Annotated in this window: 16 protein-coding genes; 12 read left to right on the top strand and 4 right to left on the bottom strand. The window is 45.0% G+C overall.

From position 1 onward, the window contains the following. Window positions 1–142: 142 nt before the first annotated feature. From ACN6NF_RS24470 to ACN6NF_RS24455, 4 genes are all read left to right on the top strand, one after another. Window positions 143–1654 (top strand): DUF4153 domain-containing protein, encoded by a 1512-nt coding sequence (locus ACN6NF_RS24470; RefSeq protein WP_474320088.1) that lies wholly within the window; start codon window positions 143–145, stop codon window positions 1652–1654. A 13-nt stretch (window positions 1655–1667) separates the two neighbouring features. Then, window positions 1668–2234, top strand: a complete 567-nt coding sequence (locus tag ACN6NF_RS24465; RefSeq protein WP_474320087.1) for a hypothetical protein — start codon at window positions 1668–1670, stop codon at window positions 2232–2234. Between the two features lie 12 nt (window positions 2235–2246). After that, a complete protein-coding gene (locus ACN6NF_RS24460; protein WP_474320085.1) occupies window positions 2247–2402 on the top strand; it encodes a hypothetical protein in 156 nt (51 codons plus the stop codon). Window positions 2403–2639: 237 nt separating this feature from the next. Then, window positions 2640–3077: a hypothetical protein gene (locus tag ACN6NF_RS24455; protein ID WP_474320083.1), complete on the top strand. Its 438-nt coding sequence runs from the start codon at window positions 2640–2642 to the stop codon at window positions 3075–3077. A 73-nt stretch (window positions 3078–3150) separates the two neighbouring features. On the opposite strand, the gene ACN6NF_RS24450 is transcribed toward ACN6NF_RS24455, so the two are convergent. Then, on the bottom strand, window positions 3151–4266 hold the full coding sequence (locus tag ACN6NF_RS24450) for a WG repeat-containing protein (protein WP_474320081.1): 1116 nt from the start codon (window positions 4264–4266) through the stop codon (window positions 3151–3153). A gap of 427 nt (window positions 4267–4693) precedes the next feature. Between ACN6NF_RS24450 and ACN6NF_RS24445 the strand changes: the two genes are divergently transcribed. The 5 genes from ACN6NF_RS24445 (at window position 4694) to ACN6NF_RS24425 (ending at window position 9156) form a co-directional block, all read left to right on the top strand. Then, window positions 4694–5011 (top strand): PTS sugar transporter subunit IIB, encoded by a 318-nt coding sequence (locus tag ACN6NF_RS24445; RefSeq protein ID WP_013312603.1) that lies wholly within the window; start codon window positions 4694–4696, stop codon window positions 5009–5011. Continuing rightward, window positions 5004–5336 carry a PTS sugar transporter subunit IIA gene (locus tag ACN6NF_RS24440; RefSeq protein ID WP_430184328.1) on the top strand — a complete coding sequence of 111 codons (333 nt, stop codon included), beginning with the start codon at window positions 5004–5006 and terminating at the stop codon, window positions 5334–5336. Before ACN6NF_RS24445 ends, ACN6NF_RS24440 begins: the two co-directional genes overlap by 8 nt. An 84-nt stretch (window positions 5337–5420) precedes the next feature. Next, window positions 5421–6749: a PTS cellobiose transporter subunit IIC gene (gene celB, locus ACN6NF_RS24435; RefSeq protein WP_474320078.1), complete on the top strand. Its 1329-nt coding sequence runs from the start codon at window positions 5421–5423 to the stop codon at window positions 6747–6749. A gap of 74 nt (window positions 6750–6823) precedes the next feature. After that, window positions 6824–8233, top strand: a complete 1410-nt coding sequence (locus ACN6NF_RS24430) for a glycoside hydrolase family 1 protein (RefSeq protein WP_474320305.1) — start codon at window positions 6824–6826, stop codon at window positions 8231–8233. Window positions 8234–8445: 212 nt separating this feature from the next. Next, complete coding sequence (locus ACN6NF_RS24425) at window positions 8446–9156, top strand: GntR family transcriptional regulator (RefSeq protein WP_016822631.1); 711 nt, start codon at window positions 8446–8448, stop codon at window positions 9154–9156. Between the two features lie 98 nt (window positions 9157–9254). On the opposite strand, the gene ACN6NF_RS24420 is transcribed toward ACN6NF_RS24425, so the two are convergent. Next, complete coding sequence (locus tag ACN6NF_RS24420; RefSeq protein WP_474320076.1) at window positions 9255–10793, bottom strand: family 43 glycosylhydrolase; 1539 nt, start codon at window positions 10791–10793, stop codon at window positions 9255–9257. A gap of 335 nt (window positions 10794–11128) precedes the next feature. On the opposite strand from ACN6NF_RS24420, the gene hmpA reads away from it, so the two are divergent. Continuing rightward, the gene (gene hmpA, locus ACN6NF_RS24415) at window positions 11129–12358 is read left to right on the top strand and encodes an NO-inducible flavohemoprotein (protein WP_474320074.1); all 1230 of its coding nucleotides are present in this window, start codon (window positions 11129–11131) and stop codon (window positions 12356–12358) included. A 119-nt stretch (window positions 12359–12477) separates the two neighbouring features. On the opposite strand, the gene serS is transcribed toward hmpA, so the two are convergent. Further along, window positions 12478–13767, bottom strand: a complete 1290-nt coding sequence (serS, locus tag ACN6NF_RS24410; RefSeq protein WP_474320073.1) for a serine--tRNA ligase — start codon at window positions 13765–13767, stop codon at window positions 12478–12480. Between the two features lie 581 nt (window positions 13768–14348). After that, window positions 14349–14567: a hypothetical protein gene (locus ACN6NF_RS24405; RefSeq protein ID WP_474320071.1), complete on the bottom strand. Its 219-nt coding sequence runs from the start codon at window positions 14565–14567 to the stop codon at window positions 14349–14351. A 528-nt stretch (window positions 14568–15095) separates the two neighbouring features. Here ACN6NF_RS24405 and ACN6NF_RS24400 point away from each other — a divergent pair. Continuing rightward, window positions 15096–17648 (top strand): DUF2339 domain-containing protein, encoded by a 2553-nt coding sequence (locus ACN6NF_RS24400; RefSeq protein WP_474320070.1) that lies wholly within the window; start codon window positions 15096–15098, stop codon window positions 17646–17648. 162 nt (window positions 17649–17810) lie between these two features. Next, window positions 17811–19160: a sodium-dependent transporter gene (locus ACN6NF_RS24395; RefSeq protein WP_016822637.1), complete on the top strand. Its 1350-nt coding sequence runs from the start codon at window positions 17811–17813 to the stop codon at window positions 19158–19160. The last annotated feature ends 219 nt before the right edge of the window (window positions 19161–19379 follow it).

Below are 19379 nucleotides of genomic sequence, written 5' to 3'. Positions count from 1 at the left end.
AATGCTCCGTTTCCCCTATGCTTGAGTAAAAGCGAAACTGCTTTTATAAAATAGGAAATTTTATTTCGATTAATTTCTCTTTATCTTCTTATTTTATCATCTACAATAAGGCTTATAAAGCATAGTTGTGGAGGTATTTACCATGCATGACAAGATGAGTGGATCGTCTTTGCCGAAAACGTCGTTGTTGTCCGCCTTTGCTGGCGCCATTGTGTTGGCGCTGGTCCATCAATATCTGTTCTTCGGACATGGGCTGGGCGTGTCTATGCCTATTTTCGTTTTTTTATTTTACGTGTATATGTATTCCTTTAATCGAGATCGTTGCCAGCCCATTACATGGATAGAACGTCTGCTGTTTGTGGTCATTATGATGCTGGCACTGACATATGTGCTGTTCGATAACCCGATCTTTTATGTGTTAAATGCCCTGGCTATATCTGCTCTGATTAGCGTACATATGGTGTTGCTGTTCGGGGAAAAAAGGCATAGCTGGTCAGAAATCGGTATTATCGTCCAAGCGCTAAGCCATTGGTTTTATCAAAATTTTCGTCATATCGTGACTCCGTTTCGAATGTTTAAGACGGCAGTCTTTCGGAATGTAAAGGATGAGCGTAAGCGTGTATTGGGTAAAGTGATAATCGGTCTACTTATTGCCTTGCCGCTGCTACTCATTATTATATCTCTGCTGGCTTCAGCAGATGGGGTGTTCGAAGAGTTGTTATCTGGCATACCCGCATGGATTGGCACATTGACCTTTGGGAGTGGTTTGCCGCGGCTGATCTGGGCCTGCTTTTTTACCTTCTGTTTTTTCTGTTACTTGTGGGGATTTGTACAGCCTGCTCCGCGGAATACGGAGAGAGAGGCTCAGTCAGCAGCAGTACCTTACCACGAGCCGGTCGCAATCAAGTTTGATCCTGTCATTACCGCTACAGTGCTGATTGTCATGAATCTGGTGTATGTTGTGTTCGTCGTGCTTCAGTTCGGATATTTGTTTGGTGCATGGGAAGGTGCTCTGCCGGAAGGAACCTCGTATGCCGAATATGCGAGAAGAGGATTCGGGGAGCTGGTTATGGTAACAGGTATCAACTTTGTGCTGATGATCAGTGTATTGAAGTGGACTGAATTCGGCTCAGGTATAGTGCAAACACTGAACAGCGGCCTGCTGTACATACTCGTTGGTTGTTCGGGTGTGATGCTGTACTCGGGATATACCCGGCTGGTCATGTACGAAGAAGCATACGGCTATACGTATATCCGCTATCTGGTACACGCATTTATGATTTTTCTGGGCTTGCTGTTGCTCGTTGCGGCCGTGCGTATTCATGTCCGCCAGCTTCCGCTGGCGAAATATTATATTGTACTCGCTCTAATCGCCTATGTCGTCGTGAACTATGTGGGTATTGATGTACGGATAGCTGAAAATAATCTCGAACGGTATCGTACAACATCGGTGATAGACAAGGAATATTTGAGTGAGCTATCAGCGGACGCGATTCCACTACTGATTGATTTTAGCCGTAAGGAACATGGAGCGCTGGATGAGTTTTTACAAGCCCGCTTGATGAGCATGACGAGAGAAGAATCGAGTTGGCCCGAATTCAATGGGGCTAAGTATCGAGCGCAACGGGAATTGCACGACTATATTTTGGAATGAGAGGTGTTTGGGAATGATCGGAACAGATACGTTACAAAGTATGGTGCTGGAGCTACAGGATGAAATGTCACAGTACCAGCATCAGTTTGATGTAAGACGGAGCGATTTTCTTGTGGAGGCTATGTCCTGCGGAATGAGTAAGGAGGAAGCCCGTGCTTATGCTATCCAGCGTATTGGCCCGGTCGTTCCCGTCACCTGTATGCCTACGTTGGCTCTAGGGAAAGTGCGACCGCTCAGTCCAATGTTGGCAGCGAGGTACCAATACGCAGGGGATTGGAAGGACATCCATGAGCATCTGCTCCTTCCTGATGAAGTGCTGCGGATTGCAGGTACACAGCATTTTCGCAACTGGATCAGCGATATGCGAAATTACTGGGTGGAGTCGGCCCCTTACCGATTCGGGGATGATCGTCTTTCGCTCCTGTCGGTTGCAAGCGAGAAAGAAGGTCACTTTTCCATGCTCGTCTGGAAGGAACCTGGTGAAGAGCCGGAGGTATGGACGTATGCTTCCCAGCATGAATACCGATTCAGTCATTTGCTCCACTGGTTCAAGTGGTTGAATGGGCGCAGTGAAGAATGAGAGGTACAGATGATGAATAAGAATCGTAATTGGATCGTGCTATTTATTGGCATTGCTATAATGGTGGGGGTTGCAGACTATTTTACACCCGCTAAGCCTGCGACTACTCCCGAGCTTATCGTTCCAACCGTAATCAGTGAAGAAAGCCTTCGGCTAAGTGATGACTAAACAATAAGAGTCACATTATGGATGCCGTAAGCTGATCGTGGGAAAAGTCTCTCGCTTCGATTGGAATTATAAAAAAATAAAGTTCACTTTCTGTGGTATTGCGTTGTTAAAGTAAGCCAGAAATCACCCTAATAGTTGAGAGGGAATAGAAGCCAACATCAATTGAATGTGGAGCCATTCAGATGTTCAAGCGACTCCGTCATTTCCTCTACAACTTATATTCAGGGGGAATTTTCAATGGCTAGAAGTGCAAGCACATACGCATCTGTAATTGACGGTTTTAAGGTGGAGACGAACAAAAAGTATTCACCGGTAGGTGGAACGAAATGCAATATTTTTGCGCAAGATGTAATGTCTGCGATGTTGGCACCCTTGCCAAGTGGCTTAGCTAATAAAATGGCTGATGATTTACTGAATAAAAAGGCGCCGGGCTGGTCGCTTGTATCCTTTCAGGATGCTCAAAAAAGAGCAAATCTCGGGTATCCTACGATCGGGATTAAAAAAGCAGATGGACATGGTCATGTCGTCGTCGTCAGACCGAAGGGTTCATCGATCACGATCTTGAAGGAAGTACAGATCGCTCAGGCGGGGACCAAAAATTACAATAGTAATACTATTAATTATTCTTGGGTGGCAGCTGATCTGCCTGGCGTAAAATTCTATACACACGACTAAGTGGTTTTGAGATATTAGCAATCTAAATAACCCTGGAAGCAGGTCCATTCGATCTGCCTCCAGGGTTATTTTTTTATTTGAAAGCAGAATGTTTAGATACAATGAAGGCTTTGCCTGGCTTGATAAAAGCAACAGCATAACCATTAGAGAAGGAAGAAGATTCCGATCTGTATTCAAGCTTGGTCAGAAGTTGGCCTTGGCGATTGATGTAACCGAATTTTCCGTCCGAGACAGATGAGTTTGCTTGTTTACCGACTAAAGCAATGCCTTCCTTGAATGGAGACGTAACGTCATATTTTTGTTGATATTTAATGACCAATGTTCCGGTTTTATCAATAAATCCAACCTCATTTTTCGCATTTTTTACACTGGCCAAGCCCTCGCTAAAATCCTGTGCATCCGTAAATTTAAAGGGAATCACGACTTTTCCCTGTTTATTGATGAATCCCCATTTATCCTTGGTATTTTGTACTGGAGCCAATCCTTCCGAAAAGTCTCCGCCGGATTTATATTGAGGTGGGATAACTTCTTTCCCTGCCGTATTGATATAACCATATAGACCCTTGCTATTTTGAACAATAGCCAAGCCATCCGAGAAACTACGGCTGTATTTATATTGATAAGGAATCGCTAGTTTACCGGAAGCATTCACAAAACCAATCTTCCCAGTGTTAGGAGCATAGGCAAGAGCCAGACCTTCTGTAAATACATATTCTGAATCCACATTTTCTTTAAAATGAGAAAGGATTTTTCCCGTTCGATCTATAATTGCATTTTCTTTGGTGTCTGCTATGGTGACCTTGGCTTTGCCTTCAGAAAAGACATTAGCTTCGGTATATTGGCAAGGAATGACCAGTGTCCCTTTGGTGTTAATGTACCCAAAGAGATTGGTTTTTGTATTTTTGACTACAGCCCGCTGCTCTTGAAAATCACCAACAGGTTTAAGCTCGGCGGGAAGAGAGAAAGCCTTTTGTCCCTTGGTATTGTAATACACAAGGTTTCCGGCAGATGTTTCGGCAGCCAGTAAGCCATCATGAAAAGCACCATCGCTTGAAGGACGAGCAATGTTAAAATCCACAGCAGTTTTAGAGACTTCAATGGTTGTTGTGCTGGGTGCGGCCCAGCCTGTTCCAATAACAGAGATGCCAGTAATCAAAATTAATGCAGCTAATCCTAATTTTTTCAACATGCATAAGCTCCTTTGTGAGTTGATTTTTAACTTCGGGCTTCAAAGAATCCTGCCCTCATACGTAAGACCTTCCATAATATAGACGATAAAAATGTAGGAATGTTTCTTGATATTCAAAATTTTTCTAATTTTCAGCACATGAAGGTACTGCTTCCAAGTATAATGCTTGCTCTTCTCATCTCATCTCAAAAACCAGAAAGGGAGCAAGCTAATCGCTTGCTCCCTCTACACTTATCGAGTATTCCTCAAATGTACGGTAATAAACACATTGATTTTCTCAAAAAAAAGAAGAAAATGTGTCATTTTAAAAAAAGTCTATACATATATGTTAAATGTATAGACAAATTTAGAAAGCGGATTTATAATTACGCTGTAAACGTTTTCTAGTAGTTATCATCCAATCAGACCTTGAAGGGAAGGAACAATCATGAAGAAAATTTTACTGGCTTGCAGCTCAGGTATGTCTACAAGTTTGCTGGTTACTAAGATGCAGGATTATGCTAAGTCCATCGGAGACGAGGCTGAAATTTGGGCAGTGGGTCAAGATCAAGCTGCAGAAGACATGGCTAAGGCTGACGCTGTATTGATCGGCCCGCAAATGAGTTTTCTTAAAGGACAGTTGGAAAAGGAAGCAGCCCAATATGGTATTCATGTAGAAGTAATTGACATGATGGCATACGGAATGGTTGACGGTAAAAAAGCCTACGAACAGGCTGTAAAACTGGTGGAACGTAAAAATGGATAAAGTTAATATAGCTGATCTGACGGAAGAACAAATTAGTTTCCAACTTATTTTGCATAGTGGAAGCGCTCGCAGCAAAGTGATTCAGGCGCTGACTGAATACAGAAATGAAAATGTAGAAGGTGCAGACGAACTGCTCAAAGAAGCCAAGCAGGATTTACGTGCCGCGCATGATATCCATTTTCAAATGGTTAAGAAGGAAGCGGGAGGAACCCAAACTCCCTTCTCGCTCCTTCTGATGCATGCCGAGGATCATCTGATGTCCACGGCTACCATGAAGGACTTGGTTCAAGAGCTGCTGGAGCTGTTCAAATCCAGAAGTTTATAGCTGGACCTGTAAATTTGTGAATTTTGGGACATGAAATGCTTGCAACCCTATTGATGCAAGTCACTTCGCGGGGAGGAATAGGCTTTGTTTGAAAAATTAAGCCGGATACTGATACCTATTGCCGGTAAACTGAACAACAACCGCTATCTTAGTGTACTGCGTGATGCATTCATGCTGTCATTTCCATTAACAGTTTTTGGCTCCATCATCGTCGTTATTATCAATCTGCCGTTTTTAAAAGGCTGGATGGGCGACGGAAATTATGCAACTTTTAGCAGTCTACTGAACATTGCGCCTAATGCCACACTGAATATTATGACCTTATTTGTCATCGTCGGGATTGGTTATTATCTATCTCGAAGTTATAAGGTCGAGCCCATATTCGGCGGCATGATCGCGTTGGCCAGCTTCTTGATGCTCACCCCTTTTGTACTGACACAAGAAAGCGGTGCAACAATTGCTGGCGTCATTCCGGTGGATCGGATTGGTGCCAAAGGCATGTTCCTTGGTATGATCGTCGCCTTTATCGCGGCTGAGATATATCGGAGGGTGACACAGCGGAATTTTGTCATCAAAATGCCTCCAGGCGTTCCGCCAGCAGTAGCCAAATCGTTTGCTGCGTTGCTTCCGGCATGTATTACATTGGGCATATTTTTGATCATTAATGTTGTAGTTACACTGACCCTTCATAATAACTTGCATGATCTGATTTATCATGCTGTACAGGCACCGCTGGTGCATTTGGGCAGTGGTATTGTTCCTACATTGATTGCTATTTTCTTTGTTCAGCTTTTATGGTTCTTTGGGCTTCATGGTCAAATTATTATCAACTCGGTTATGGACCCAATCTGGAATACACTGGCACTTGAAAATTATGAGGCGTACTCCAAAGGAGCAGAACTGCCGCATATCATCACCAAGCAGTTTGTGGATATTTACACAGTAGGTATCGGTGGTACAGGTATGACATTGGCTGTCGTGCTTTCGATTCTGATCTTCCTGAAGAGTAAGCAATTGAAGCAGGTCAGTAAGCTGGCCCTTGGACCGGGTCTGTTCAATGTCAATGAACCCGTCATATTCGGTCTTCCGATTGTGATGAATCCGCTTATTTTTGTTCCGTGGGTCATTTCTCCAATGATCGTTACGCTGATTACTTACTTTGCCATGACTACGGGGATTGTACCGCCGCCCAACGGGATACAGGTTCCTTGGACGATGCCGTTGTTCTTTAGTGGAATGATGGCTACGGGATCTCTAATGGGAGGCATACTGCAGTTGTTTAATATGGCTGTCGTCTTTGTCATCTGGTTCCCGTTCCTGAAAATTATTGATCGGATAAACGTTCGTAAAGAGCAGGAAGAGGAGCTTAACCAAGCAGCCATTGCAGGTAAGGATCAAACTGTTGGAATGTAGTGTGAACGAGCTGCTATTTTAACAGACTTGTTCGTTGCAAAAGAGAGAGGAGTAGAGCTGTGAATCATACCGAAATGAAAGATACAGAGCAGCAAGCCATTCAATACCGTTTTCCGACCGACTTCTGGTGGGGTTCCTCAGCTTCGGCTACCCAGACAGAAGGAACTGTGGAGGGAGACGGCAAAGGACCGAACATTTGGGATTATTGGTTTGAGCAGGAGCCGAACCGTTTCTACGACGGGGTCGGTCCTGCCGATACGTCCCGTTTCTATACCCGTTACAATGAGGATATTGCACTCATGAAAGAGCTTGGCCACAACTCTTTCCGGTTCTCTATCTCCTGGTCACGCCTGTTTCCGGCAGGGAAAGGTGAAATAAACCAGCAGGCGATCCAATTTTATAATTCCGTCATTGAAGAGTTGCACCAGGCGGGTATTGAGCCGTTTGTGAATCTGTATCACTTTGATTTGCCGATGGCTTTACAGGAAAAAGGAGGTTGGGTCAACCGAGAGACGGTCGAAGCTTACGTGGATTACGCCAACACTTGCTTTGAGTTGTTCGGGGATCGTGTAGCCAAATGGTTTACGCATAACGAGCCAATTGTCCCGGTGGAAGGCGGCTATCTATACGATTTCCACTATCCGAATGAAGTGGATTTCGGTAAAGCTGTACAGGTGGGATATCATACCCTGTTATCGAGCGCCAGTGCCATTAAGGCTTACAGAGAAGGCGGCTATAAGGGCAAAATCGGTATTATTTTGAACCTGACGCCGAGCTATCCGCGTAGTCAGCATCCGGCAGACGTGCAGGCTGCTGAAATATGTGACGCGTTCTTTAACCGTTCCTTTTTAGACCCATCTGTGACGGGAGAATTTAACCCTTTGCTCGTGGAGCTGTTACGCCAAGAGGGATTTGTACCAAGCATGGAAGACGGAGATCGGGAGATTATACGCCAGGGTACTGTGGACCTGCTGGGGATTAACTATTATCAGCCGCGCAGAGTCAAGGCCCGTGAAAGTCTGCCGAATCCAGACGCGCCTTTTGTGCCGGAACGATTCTTCGATTATTACGCTATGCCTGGTCGCAAGATGAATGAGATGCGAGGCTGGGAGATTTATGAGAAGGGCATTTACGACATTCTGACTAATGTCAGGGAAAATTATGGCAACATTGAATGCTTCATTTCAGAAAACGGGATGGGTGTTCAAGGTGAGGAAAAATTCAGAGATGAACAGGGTATGATCCGCGATGACTATCGTATTGATTTTATCCGTGAGCATCTCAAATGGGTCCAACGAGCCATCTCAGAAGGGTCCAATGTGAAAGGCTATCACTTATGGACGTTTATGGACAACTGGTCCTGGACGAACGCTTATAAGAATCGCTACGGCTTTGTGTCTGTGGATCTTCAGAACGAAGGTAAAAGATCCGTTAAGCAGAGTGGGTATTGGTTCAAACAGGTGATCGAAAATAACGGATTCTAAGGCAAGGTGGTGGGTGGTCCTTTGGACCGCCTTTTTTTCTTCATTGCTGAAGGGAAGCTGTGCTGTATACCGCTGGTGAGAAAGTATAATGTTCGGTATACTTATTATACCGTCATACCTTAACGTCCCGCCTGCAGAACAGAAAAACCAGCGCTACCGATATTTTGGTAAAATGCTGACATAAAACAATTTTTAGTACAGGTGGTAGACCAATGAACAAATACGAGCGGATTGCACAAGAGGTCAAAGAGCGTATTATGAATAAGACCTACTGCAGTGATGATCCGATCCCTGATGAGATCTCACTGGCCAAAGAGTTTCGTGTAAGTCGAATGACGATTAAGAGGGCATTGGACACATTGGTGATGGACGGGCTGCTGAATCGTAAAAGAGGACACGGAACCTTTATCGTCAAATCGGTCTACAATGGCCCGGTTAATGTTGTTGTGAATGAAATGCTGGGGCTGACCAACGTACTGCGCGGGAAAGAAATCAAAAGTAAAATCATAGCCTTTGATGTTCAATTTCCATCCGAGGAAGTAGCGACTCATCTGTTTATTGACGTCAATTCTCCTGTATATCATGTGATCCGTCTGCGTGTTGTGGAGGGCGAACCCTATGTTATCGAGCGCACGTACATGCCAACGAAGCTGATTAGCGGTATTACCGAGGAAGTGCTATATGGCTCGGTGTACAAACATATTAAGGAGGAGCTGGGCCTTAATATTGTCGGTTCACATCGTACCATCCGGGCATCCAAGTCGACGGAACTGGATCGGGAGCACCTGGATTGTGCAGCAGATGACCCAATCCTGGAAATTGAGCAGGTGGGTTATCTGGATACGGGTATACCATTTGAATACTCATTTTCGCGCCATCGGTACGACAAATTTGTGTTTACCACAGTGAATCGGATGCGTTGAGCCAATGAGTAAGAAGCGGATGGCAAAGCACAAGCATGGCAGAAGAAGCCTATCTGATGTGGGCGTTCTCCTGCCATGTTCTTTTTTAATGAAGCGAGTTAATTGCCAAGCAACCTGACTTCATGCACTGTTGGGGTATACCAGTTGTTTGGATTATTAAATAACACCGCATTTACAAGATTGATGCGCACGTAACGGGCTTGAAAATTAACTTTGTCACTGGTAAAGCCATATGCGGTATTGTTCGTACGGTCAATGGTGGAATAATGAACGCCATCCGTACTATATTCGATTTTATACTTGTAATATGCTTCAGACCCTTTGTACATAAACCATGAAATATCCACTTCGCTAATCGTCTTGGTACTGCCCAAATCGACCTGCCACCATGCAGGCCAGGATGCAGATGTAGCCTTCCATGAGGTTTGGGGATTGCCATCGTTCGCCAGTGAAGCCGGAGAAGCGGATGCGGCTGAACTGGCAGTCGCTGCTTTGCCTTGCGCGTGATTCACAAGAGATGGCAGGATGACTGTGCCTGTGGCAGCATCCAAATCCCAGCTACTGTACCAGTTCAGGGTAGCCGTTTTATTGGAGTCATTCAGGGTCAGTGGCAGCCAGATGAATTTGTGATCGCTCAGATTGAGCGGGTTCCAACGGTCACCCATATAGATGTAGCTGGTTCCTGCGCTACCTGTAATTGTGGCGATGGAGTGGATTTGCGAGCCGTAAGCCGCCGGATCACCGAAAGGAGACAAAGCGGACCAGCTTCCAGTCATAGAGCTGGCGGTTGCATAAGCGCCCTGATTGGGATACCAGCCGGATGCCTGCGAGGTGAACAGGTAGTAGGTGTTGTTCTTTTTCACAACAGCAGGCGCTTCACGATAACCATTTTCAAAAATCCAGCCAACGAACGACTGCACGCCTGTATAATCAGCTGTTAGCTTGAAAATCGCCATTGTATCGTTGGCGCCGCCATTTTTACGTGAAGCTGTAATGAGGTAACCGCTGCCGTCGGTATCTGTGAACACCGTCATATCACGAGATTCATAATTCAGCGGGCGGAAGCTGCCTCGGTAGGTGAAGTTCCCGTCGGGTGTATCGCTGGTAGCAACAGCTACGCGACCGAGTGAATAGTCTGTGCCATTTTCATAGTGTGCCCATAGTACATATTTTCCGGTGGATTTGTTGTAAATAACTTTGGGACGCTCAATTTTGCTCGAATTCAGCTCAGGGGCAGAATCTTTGGTGAGGATACTACTGCGGAAGGACCAATTTTTCAAATCGGTTGAGGTATATACGTTCACTTTTTCAAACTTCCAGTTTTCGGCATGCTCGCCGTACCAATAATAAGTGGAGCCTACTTTTAGGATATTACCGCTATTCGCCTGAATCGGGTTGCCTGCAGTATCTTTCCAATCCGTTCCATTCGAAATGGCTGTGCTTGTTTTTGCACTCAAGGACAGTTCTGCATTAGCGGCGTCCAAACCATTCAGCGATGGGTTCATCTCGCTCCCATAGGTTGCTTGCGTAACGTCTGTTGTATTGGCATGTGCTGCATTAGGGTGAAGCCCAGTACCCACAGACGTGAGAATAAGGCATACCCATATACCTAGCCATTTGCTATACATCCACTTCACGATATCATCTGCCTCCCTAATATAGATAGGATGGCCCCGAACAGCTTGTCCGGTACCTCATCTACGATTCTATCTTAATTGGAAGCGTTTACAAGTGGAATAAATTGAAGTCTTTCGAATCATAAATTGGAATCGGTACTGAATGAAAATGGGAATGTATATAATTGTGCGTTTTGTCATTGACACGTTCACATTATTTCAAATTTAAAGTGACTGGAATCACATAAACGGTTACTTTATGTGGGTATACTTGCTTTAATTGAAGGTTAACAAAAGGGAGCTATGTTGTAACGCCTTTTGTTCATCATTATTTTGGAGAAAAGAGGGATACAACAATGCTAAGTGAGCAAACCATTGCAACGATCAAATCGACTGTGCCTGTTTTGGAGGTACACGGAACTACAATCACCAAGCGTTTTTACCAGATGATGTTTGAGGCTCATCCCGAGCTTCTCAATATATTTAATCACGCGAATCAAAAGCAAGGACGTCAACAGGGTGCACTGGCCAATGCTGTATATGCGGCTGCACAGCACATTGACCGTCTGGAGGAAATCCTTCCCGTGGTTCGTCAGATTGCACATAAGCATCGCAGTTTGGGAATTAAGCCAGAGCATTATCCGATCGTCGGAAAATATCTGCTAGCTGCGATCAAAGACGTGCTGGGGGATGCGGCAACGGATGAGATCATTAATGCATGGGCCGAGGCCTATGGAGTGATCGCGAATGTATTTATAGATGTGGAAGCTGAAATGTACAAGGAGGCTGAACAGCAGCAGGGAGGTTGGTCAGACTTTAAGAACTTTGTTATACAGAAAAAGGTTAAGGAAAGCGCGCGAATTACGTCCTTTTACCTGGTGCCGCAGGATGGACAGGTGCTGCCTGCATTCGAGCCTGGGCAATATATCAGCTTGAAGATGGAGATTCCGGGTGAACATAATACTCATATCCGTCAATATAGCCTTTCTAGTGCACCAGGAAAACCTTACTACCGGATATCCGTAAAACGAGAGGATGCTGTAGGGTCTCGTCCAGCGGGCAAAGTATCTGTGTATCTGCATGAGCACGTGCAGGAGGGCGATGTACTATTGGTATCTGCACCGGCGGGTGACTTTACCCTGGATCGGACAGATCGCAGACCTGTTGTATTGATCAGTGGTGGAGTCGGGCTCACCCCGATGGTCAGCATGCTGGCTTCCCTGGTGGAGACTGCTCCGAATCGGCCCGTCACTTTTGTCCACGCAGCAGTCAGCGGAGATAACCATGCTCTGCGTAATGAGGTGGAAGAACTAGTCGCTACACATGCACAGGCCGCAGTTCGGTGGTGCTACAGCAGACCAACGGAGCAGGATCGGCTAGCTCAGGCCTTTCATAAGGAAGGACATCTGGATCTGGCCTGGCTGCAATCCGTGATACCGGAACGTAACGCTCAGTATTATTTTTGTGGTCCTCAGGGATTCATGCAGTCCGTATATGGGCTGTTGAAGGAGTGGAATATCCCTGCATCGGATATCCACTATGAGTTTTTTGGCCCTGCAACTGTGTGGGAAGCAGATGCACAATGAAATATTTAAAAAGACGAAGGATAGCTATCCTTCGTCTTTTTTTCAATGAATACAATGGGAAATCCTATTCATTGGACACTGCTCACTGGTTACTAATTCTTCTTAGTGTACTCATATTTTCATAAAGTAGGCGGACGCAAAAATTCTATATGCTGCGGCATATACTGGCGTAAAGCCTCTGGAATGCGGATCGAACCGTCCTCCTGTTGGTGATGCTCTAGCAACGGGATCAAGATCCGAGGCGAAGCGACCGCTGTATTGTTAAGTGTGTAACAATATTGTAGCTTGCCGTCCGCATTACGGTACCGGATGTTAGAACGACGCGCCTGAAAATCAAGTAGCTGGGACGACGAATGCGTCTCCCCATAAGCCTGTCGGCTAGGCATCCATGTCTCAATGTCTATCTGCTTGTAGGTTTTTTGCGACATGTCGCCTGTACAGACAGCCATCTTGCGGTAGGGCAGCTCCAGCAGTTGAAGCAGATCCTCCGCATTGCGCGTGATCTCCTGAAACATCTGTTCTGAAACGTCCAGACTCGCTTCACAGATGATGACCTGCTCCACCTTGGCAAACTGGTGCACACGATACAGTCCGTGCACGTCCCTTCCGGCCGAGCCAACCTCGTTGCGGAAGCATACGGATACGGCTGCCAGCCGAATTGGGTCCGTAACGTCTACAATCTCACCGCTGTAATACGAGACCAGCGGAACTTCCGAGGTGCCTACAAGCCATTGATCCTCTCCTGCGATACGGTACGTCTGATCCAGTCCAAGCGGGAAAAAGCCAGTGCTGCGCATTGCCTCCGAGCGTACCATTAATGGAACGTCCAGCAGCTGAAATCCTCGTTCGCTCAGCAGATCAACAGCAAGCTGCTGTACAGCCCGGTGCAACGCGACCCCAGCTCCCGTCAGATAGTAGTTACGGGTACCGGCTGTTTTGACACCGCGAGGCACATCGATCAGGTTGTGAAGCTGGCCGAGCGTCATATGATCCTTGGGTTCAAATCCAAAGTCAGGTATCGTTCCGACCCGTTCCAGTTCTACATTATCTTGATCCGACTGGCCTCGCGGCGTATCTGGCGATACGATATTAGGCATTAGAAGCAAGAGTTGTTGAAACTGTTGCTCTACCTCCTGTTGCGGGGCTTCCAGAAGATCTAGCCGTCCGTTAATTTCTTTGACCTGCCGCTTAGCCTCATCCGCCTGTTCATTTTTCCCGGCCTGAATTAGCGCCCCAATATCCTGACTACACTGATTGCGCGTCTGACGAAGCTGTTCCACTTCCTGAAGCAGCTGCTTTCTCCGATCATCAAGGGTCAACAGTTCTGCGACCGATACTTGTATTCTTTTGTCGTCTGCCGCTGTCTGAACCTGCTCTTGATGCTCTCTAATCCACTTGATATCTAACATGACACCGCACTCCTTTTCGGATAAAAATACAAAAAGCGCCCCATCCACATGGGACGAGGAGCGCTTTGATCTCGCGGTGCCACCCAAATTGACCGGACAGCATGACAGATGTCATGACTCTCCAATCCACTTTGCTCCGCTTTAACGGGCGGGTCCGGTTTACTTAGGAACATATCGCCATATCGTACACTAACGTATAATCCTTGGCGTAAACGCCTCCGAGTTGGATGCTCTTCACAGGCACAATGTCATTTGCTTTTTTGTTAGTATACGGATTTTTGGCAGGTTAATCAAGCTACAACAATTTTTTAAGCTGCTTGTGTGAGCTTCTGAGATACCTAACATACCAGCATATTGCTGTTGTCTAGCATGTGGATGGTTTCATACAGATCTAAAATAAGTTGGGCCATGATCTCTTTAGGTTGAAAGACTTGTACACGCATAAATACGATCTCGAGCATATAGTTGCAATCTTTACCTATCAGAAAGCCTTTAAAATCACTTAATTCTTCGGCAGATAGACAAAAATGACAAGACTGCTAAAAGAGGCTGTCAAGACTTTCTCGACAGCCTGAGAAGGACTAGCCCTTCTTCTTTTTTTTCAAATATCCATATTCACTTATAATTAAGTAAGCTACTCCAATAATTAAAGCAATTACGGAAAAAACTTTTAAAGAACCAAACGGAGCATAAAAAGGATTTAACTGCCCGGCTCCTATAATTGCTGCACAAAGATAATAAGAAGAATACAACATAGCAGATATAAAACAAAATATTGTTCCTATGGCAGCCCTATTCATTGTTTGTTTACTCTCCTTTGAAATATTTTGGAATCTGTCCAAAATATATAAACACTTATTATAATCCAAAGGGTTACACACATCAACTTTTGGAGATTATCAATAGCCTCACACCTATTTATGGTCAGTCAACGGATGGGGAAACGCAAGAGAGGATTATAGATAAATCTGAAATATACACTCAGATAAATGGAAACAAGTAAAAAGCATCATTATAACCTACAGAATGGCTGACTCTTAAAACGTATAAAAACCAAAACATGGACATGCTTGCGATCAAAGCTATAGTGCCACTTACTGAATACATGTATATTTCTCCTTTCGATTCGGATTTCATGTTTGCGAAGGGGAAAGGTAGGCTTTATTTCTTATGTATATCCATTCTACTTCATCTGTGATGATGAAACTGGAAGAATATTTAAGTAATAGCCTTAAATCAGCGTCCAAAATGGGCTATAGTCTCTATAATGATATTTTAATTTCATGTAAAATGTAATGATTACCAAAACGACAGCGATGGAGGGGAACATGGAGGATTTTAAAGATCGTTTACATACGATCCGCCAAGAACAGAACAAGCTGCTCAAGGAGTATCAAACATTAATCGCAGATTACGAAGCTTCAGATATCATTTTGGAAAACGAGGTTCTGCGAAAAAAGTTCGAGGATTATCAGGCTCGCTGCATCCACTTGGAAGAGCGGGTACGACATATTGAGCAGGAAAATGGAAAGCTGCGTACTGCGCTGACGGAGCAAATGCTGAGCGAAAAGGCGAATATGATTCGTATTTCGCGGGAAAAGCTGGAGACCTATTTTGCTTCCAGAACCGCAGAAGGGGAAAACCGGCTGACTTCCATTGAATATGGGGCTAAAAACCGGGTGGACCAGCTTATTCAGCAAACCACTCATGAGCTTAAAGAGGATCAGGATGAGATCATCGCTAGACTGAGACTGTTCTCGGAGGAGATTCGTGACCGGATCATGGAGCAACGCAGGCGGTTTCAGGAGGCAGAGCGCAAATTGCTTCATCAGACGGAAAATGAGCTCCATCAGCTCGGGGAAGAAGAGATCAACGAAGAAACGATGCAGAAGCGCATGAAGCAGAATCAGTTTGAAATGATGCTGGGATTGAACTGGATCAACAAGCTGGGGATTTTGCTCATTATCTTGGGTGTGGGAGCCGCTTTTAAATACTCATACTCGAACTGGTTTACAGGGAATATGAAGGGCGTTGCGTTCTTTTTGCTAGGAGCGCTGATGCTGGGCGGCGGCGAGTGGTTGTATCGCAAGCAGAAGCAGACCTTTGCGCTCGGTATTTTGGGCGGCGGTATTTCTGTACTGTACGGGTCCATTTTTTATAGCTACTTTTTGCTAGAAATCATAGGAATGTATACAGGCATAGGCTTGTCCGTACTAGTTACGGTGACCGCTGTGCTGTTGTCCTTAAGATATGAATCTCGAACGATATGTTCCTTCGGTTTAGTAGGGGGATATCTTCCGTTATTCTCCTATATGGCAGCAAACGGGCTGGAAGGAAACGCCGTGTATATCGCGATGGGCTATCTATTCCTGCTGAACCTGCTAATCCTGCTTGTATCCTTCCGCAAACGGTGGGTCATCGTGCAATATATCAGCTTTCTGCTCAATACCCCATTAATGGTTGTACTCGCGTGGTTATCAGAAAGCAATATAGCCAGCATGCTATATGCAATCATTACATTTGCGATGTATCTCGGGATGACACTGTGGGTGCCGTTCCGACTCAAAACAAAACTATCATGGCTGGATTTCTCCTTGCTGGCCCTGAATACAGTTGTGAGCTGTTCCGTTCTGTATTCCCTGTTCGGCGATGCAGGTCTGGATGATTACAAAGGATTACTGGCACTCGTCTTTTGCTTGGTGTATGGGGGCTTGGGCCAATGGGTTCGGCGATATATTCCAGAGGAGAAGCAAACCAAAATACTGTTTTATGCGACATCATTGACCTTTGCCATTCTCATGATTCCGTTCCAGTTTGGAGTCAGATGGTTGTCGATGGGCTGGTTAATCGAAGCTGTGCTTCTTACATTGTATGGACATCGCTACCGCTTGAAAGAATTGGAGCGTGCAGGATGGGGCATTCTAGGATTGTGTCTGGGCGCATTCTTTTTCATTGATTTCCCTATATATCTGTTGTCAGGATTTGAGACAGATTATTTTGGGCTTAAATATACGCTCATTACACTGGGAATGTTGATCGTTACTGTCTTCTATGCGATTGAATTTAGGCGTCCAAATGCTTTCAAAAACAATCGTTTGTACGAAATGCATATCATGCAAGGATTTAAGTATGTAGCTTTGGTGAATGTGTACTTTTATCTTTTGTATGAAGCTAGGCATTGGTATAACATTGTCGTATCCGATGAGTTTGCGCATTACTCTTTGTACAAGGTATTGTTGTTTACCTGCGTATCGCTGGTATTGGCTTATTTCCTGCCTAAAGTGAAACTGCTGTACGATCGGGTGATTAAATACTACAGTCTGGCGTTGTACGTCATAGGCTACGCGCTGGCACTGGTGGTTACCGTAGCGATTCCAACCTTGCATGAAGACTATGTGCAAAATACGGCTGCTGATTATGTGGCGTTAATTGTACTGGCAGCCTTTAATGTACTGGTATTCTTCAGCAGCAAGGACTTCCTAAACGCACTGATGACGCGGCATTATAGAAGTAATGAGCTATATCCGGTCATTATGGGTGTATATTTGTTGGGCATCATTACTGCCTTTCTCGGAGTTCAGTTCCGTCTGGGAGACGCAGGTCTTGTATTCAGTCTGGTGTATCTCCTGCTGGCCATTTTGTATATTGTATATGGCTTCCTCAAGCGAGTGGTCTACATTCGTCGATTTGGATTGGGCTTGACCTTGCTATCTACAGGTAAGCTGCTATTGTACGATCTACACCAGTTAACGTCGGGAAGTACGATTGTAGCCTATTTCTCATTTGGGGTTGTCTTGCTAGCTATTTCATACATTTACCAAAAAGTATCCAATCGTATGGGAGAGACCATAATAAAGAAGGATGCTGAAGAAAAAATGTAGTTTTTTGTTGTATTGTGTAGATCCCGAACATTATGAAAATAAATCCGGTAATAGTGAAAAATTATGCATGACCTTACATCCTACTTACGCTATAATGAGAAAAAATTATTTATGTACGCATGCTCAAGTTTATGCGTAAGTAGAGAGAATGAGGGGGATACCATGAATTTGGGCAAGGGGCAGAATAACCTGTCTGATAAGAATGAACGCTTCTCGTCGGCTGGATTCATTTTGGCAGCGATCGGGAGTGCGGCAGGACTAGGTAACATCTGGAAATTTCCGTATATTACCGGACAATATGGCGGAGCTGCATTTTTCTTGTTGTTTATTGTCTGCTTGTTGCTTGTTGGTTTGCCTGTGCTTTTAGCAGAGCTTGCGCTTGGTCGTGCAGGTCGAGGAAGTGCTGCCTCTGCAATGGTGAAAGTAGGCGGACATCCAATTTGGGGCAAGATGAGCATTATGTTTGTTATCGTGCCGTTTGTTATTTTGTCGTTCTATGCCATTGTAGGAGGCTGGACACTACATTATGCCGTAGAGGCATTTAGCGGAAGTCTGTTTTCGAATAATGATTTTGCTGGCCAGTTTGCTTCATTTTCCTCTGGCTATGCACCGTTGGTGTGGTTGTTAATTGTTTTTGCATTTACAGCAGTCGTGGTTACCCTTGGGGTATCGAACGGAATTGAAAAGTTCAATAAAATTTTGATTCCTGCTAAGGTCATCCTGTTGCTCGTGCTGATGATTAACGCTCTCATGCTGCCAGGTTCTGGTGCGGGTGTATCCTTCTTTTTGAATCCTGACTTTTCTAAGTTAAGTATAGAATCTGCATTGGTTGCTTTGGGACATGCCTTCTTCTCCCTCTCACTGGGGATGGGGATCATGGTCACATATGGTGCTTATGTAGATCGTCGACAATCGCTGGGTGGAGCCATGTTGGCAGTTGGTGGCGGGGATTTAATCTATGCGTTTATCGCAGGTATGATCATTTTCCCTACAACCTTCTCCTTTGGTATTAATCCTGCCCAAGGACCGTCTTTGGTCTTTATTGCTTTACCGGCTGCATTCTCTGCCATGCCTTTCGGAGCTTTCTTCGGCGGTTTGTTCTTCGTATTGCTGGCGGTTGCAGCATTAGGCTCTATGGTATCCCTGCTGGAGGTACCCGTAGCTTATGTTATGGAGCGGTTCCGCTGGGGCCGGGTTCGCTCGGTTGTCATCGTATCGATCCTGTGTCTGTTGCTGGGTGTCCCTTCTGCATTGTCTATGGGGTTGGTTCCAGAGTTAAAGGTGGGCGACAAATCCTTCTTTGACTTTGTTGACTTCACAGCGTCCAATATCTTCCTGCCATTGGGCGGCTTACTGATAGTTATATTCACAGGGTACTACTGGAAAACTGCTGGCGAACATGCCAATCTCAAGCCTTTCTGGTTCCGTGTATGGTTGTTCGGCCTTCGGTATGTTGCACCGATCCTGATGTTGTTGGTCTTCCTTCATACTTCAGGGATCATCAAATTTTAATAGCTACGAACCAAAAAAGGTATTTTCTCCCTAAGGGAAGAGATGCCTTTTTTTGTATATCTATCAGTGGTTACCTAAGTGTGGAAAGGAATGATATAATAAAAACATTGTCATTAATTTTAACTTCAATGAAATCATTACGATTATGAAGTTTTATATAATGAATGAAAAGGCTACAGGGCATCGCACAGACGGTGTGCAGGAGAGGGAAAGGGCAGA

This window comes from Paenibacillus sp. TSM33 (genome assembly GCF_056099025.1).
This window is presented reverse-complemented; position numbering and strand designations above follow the sequence as displayed.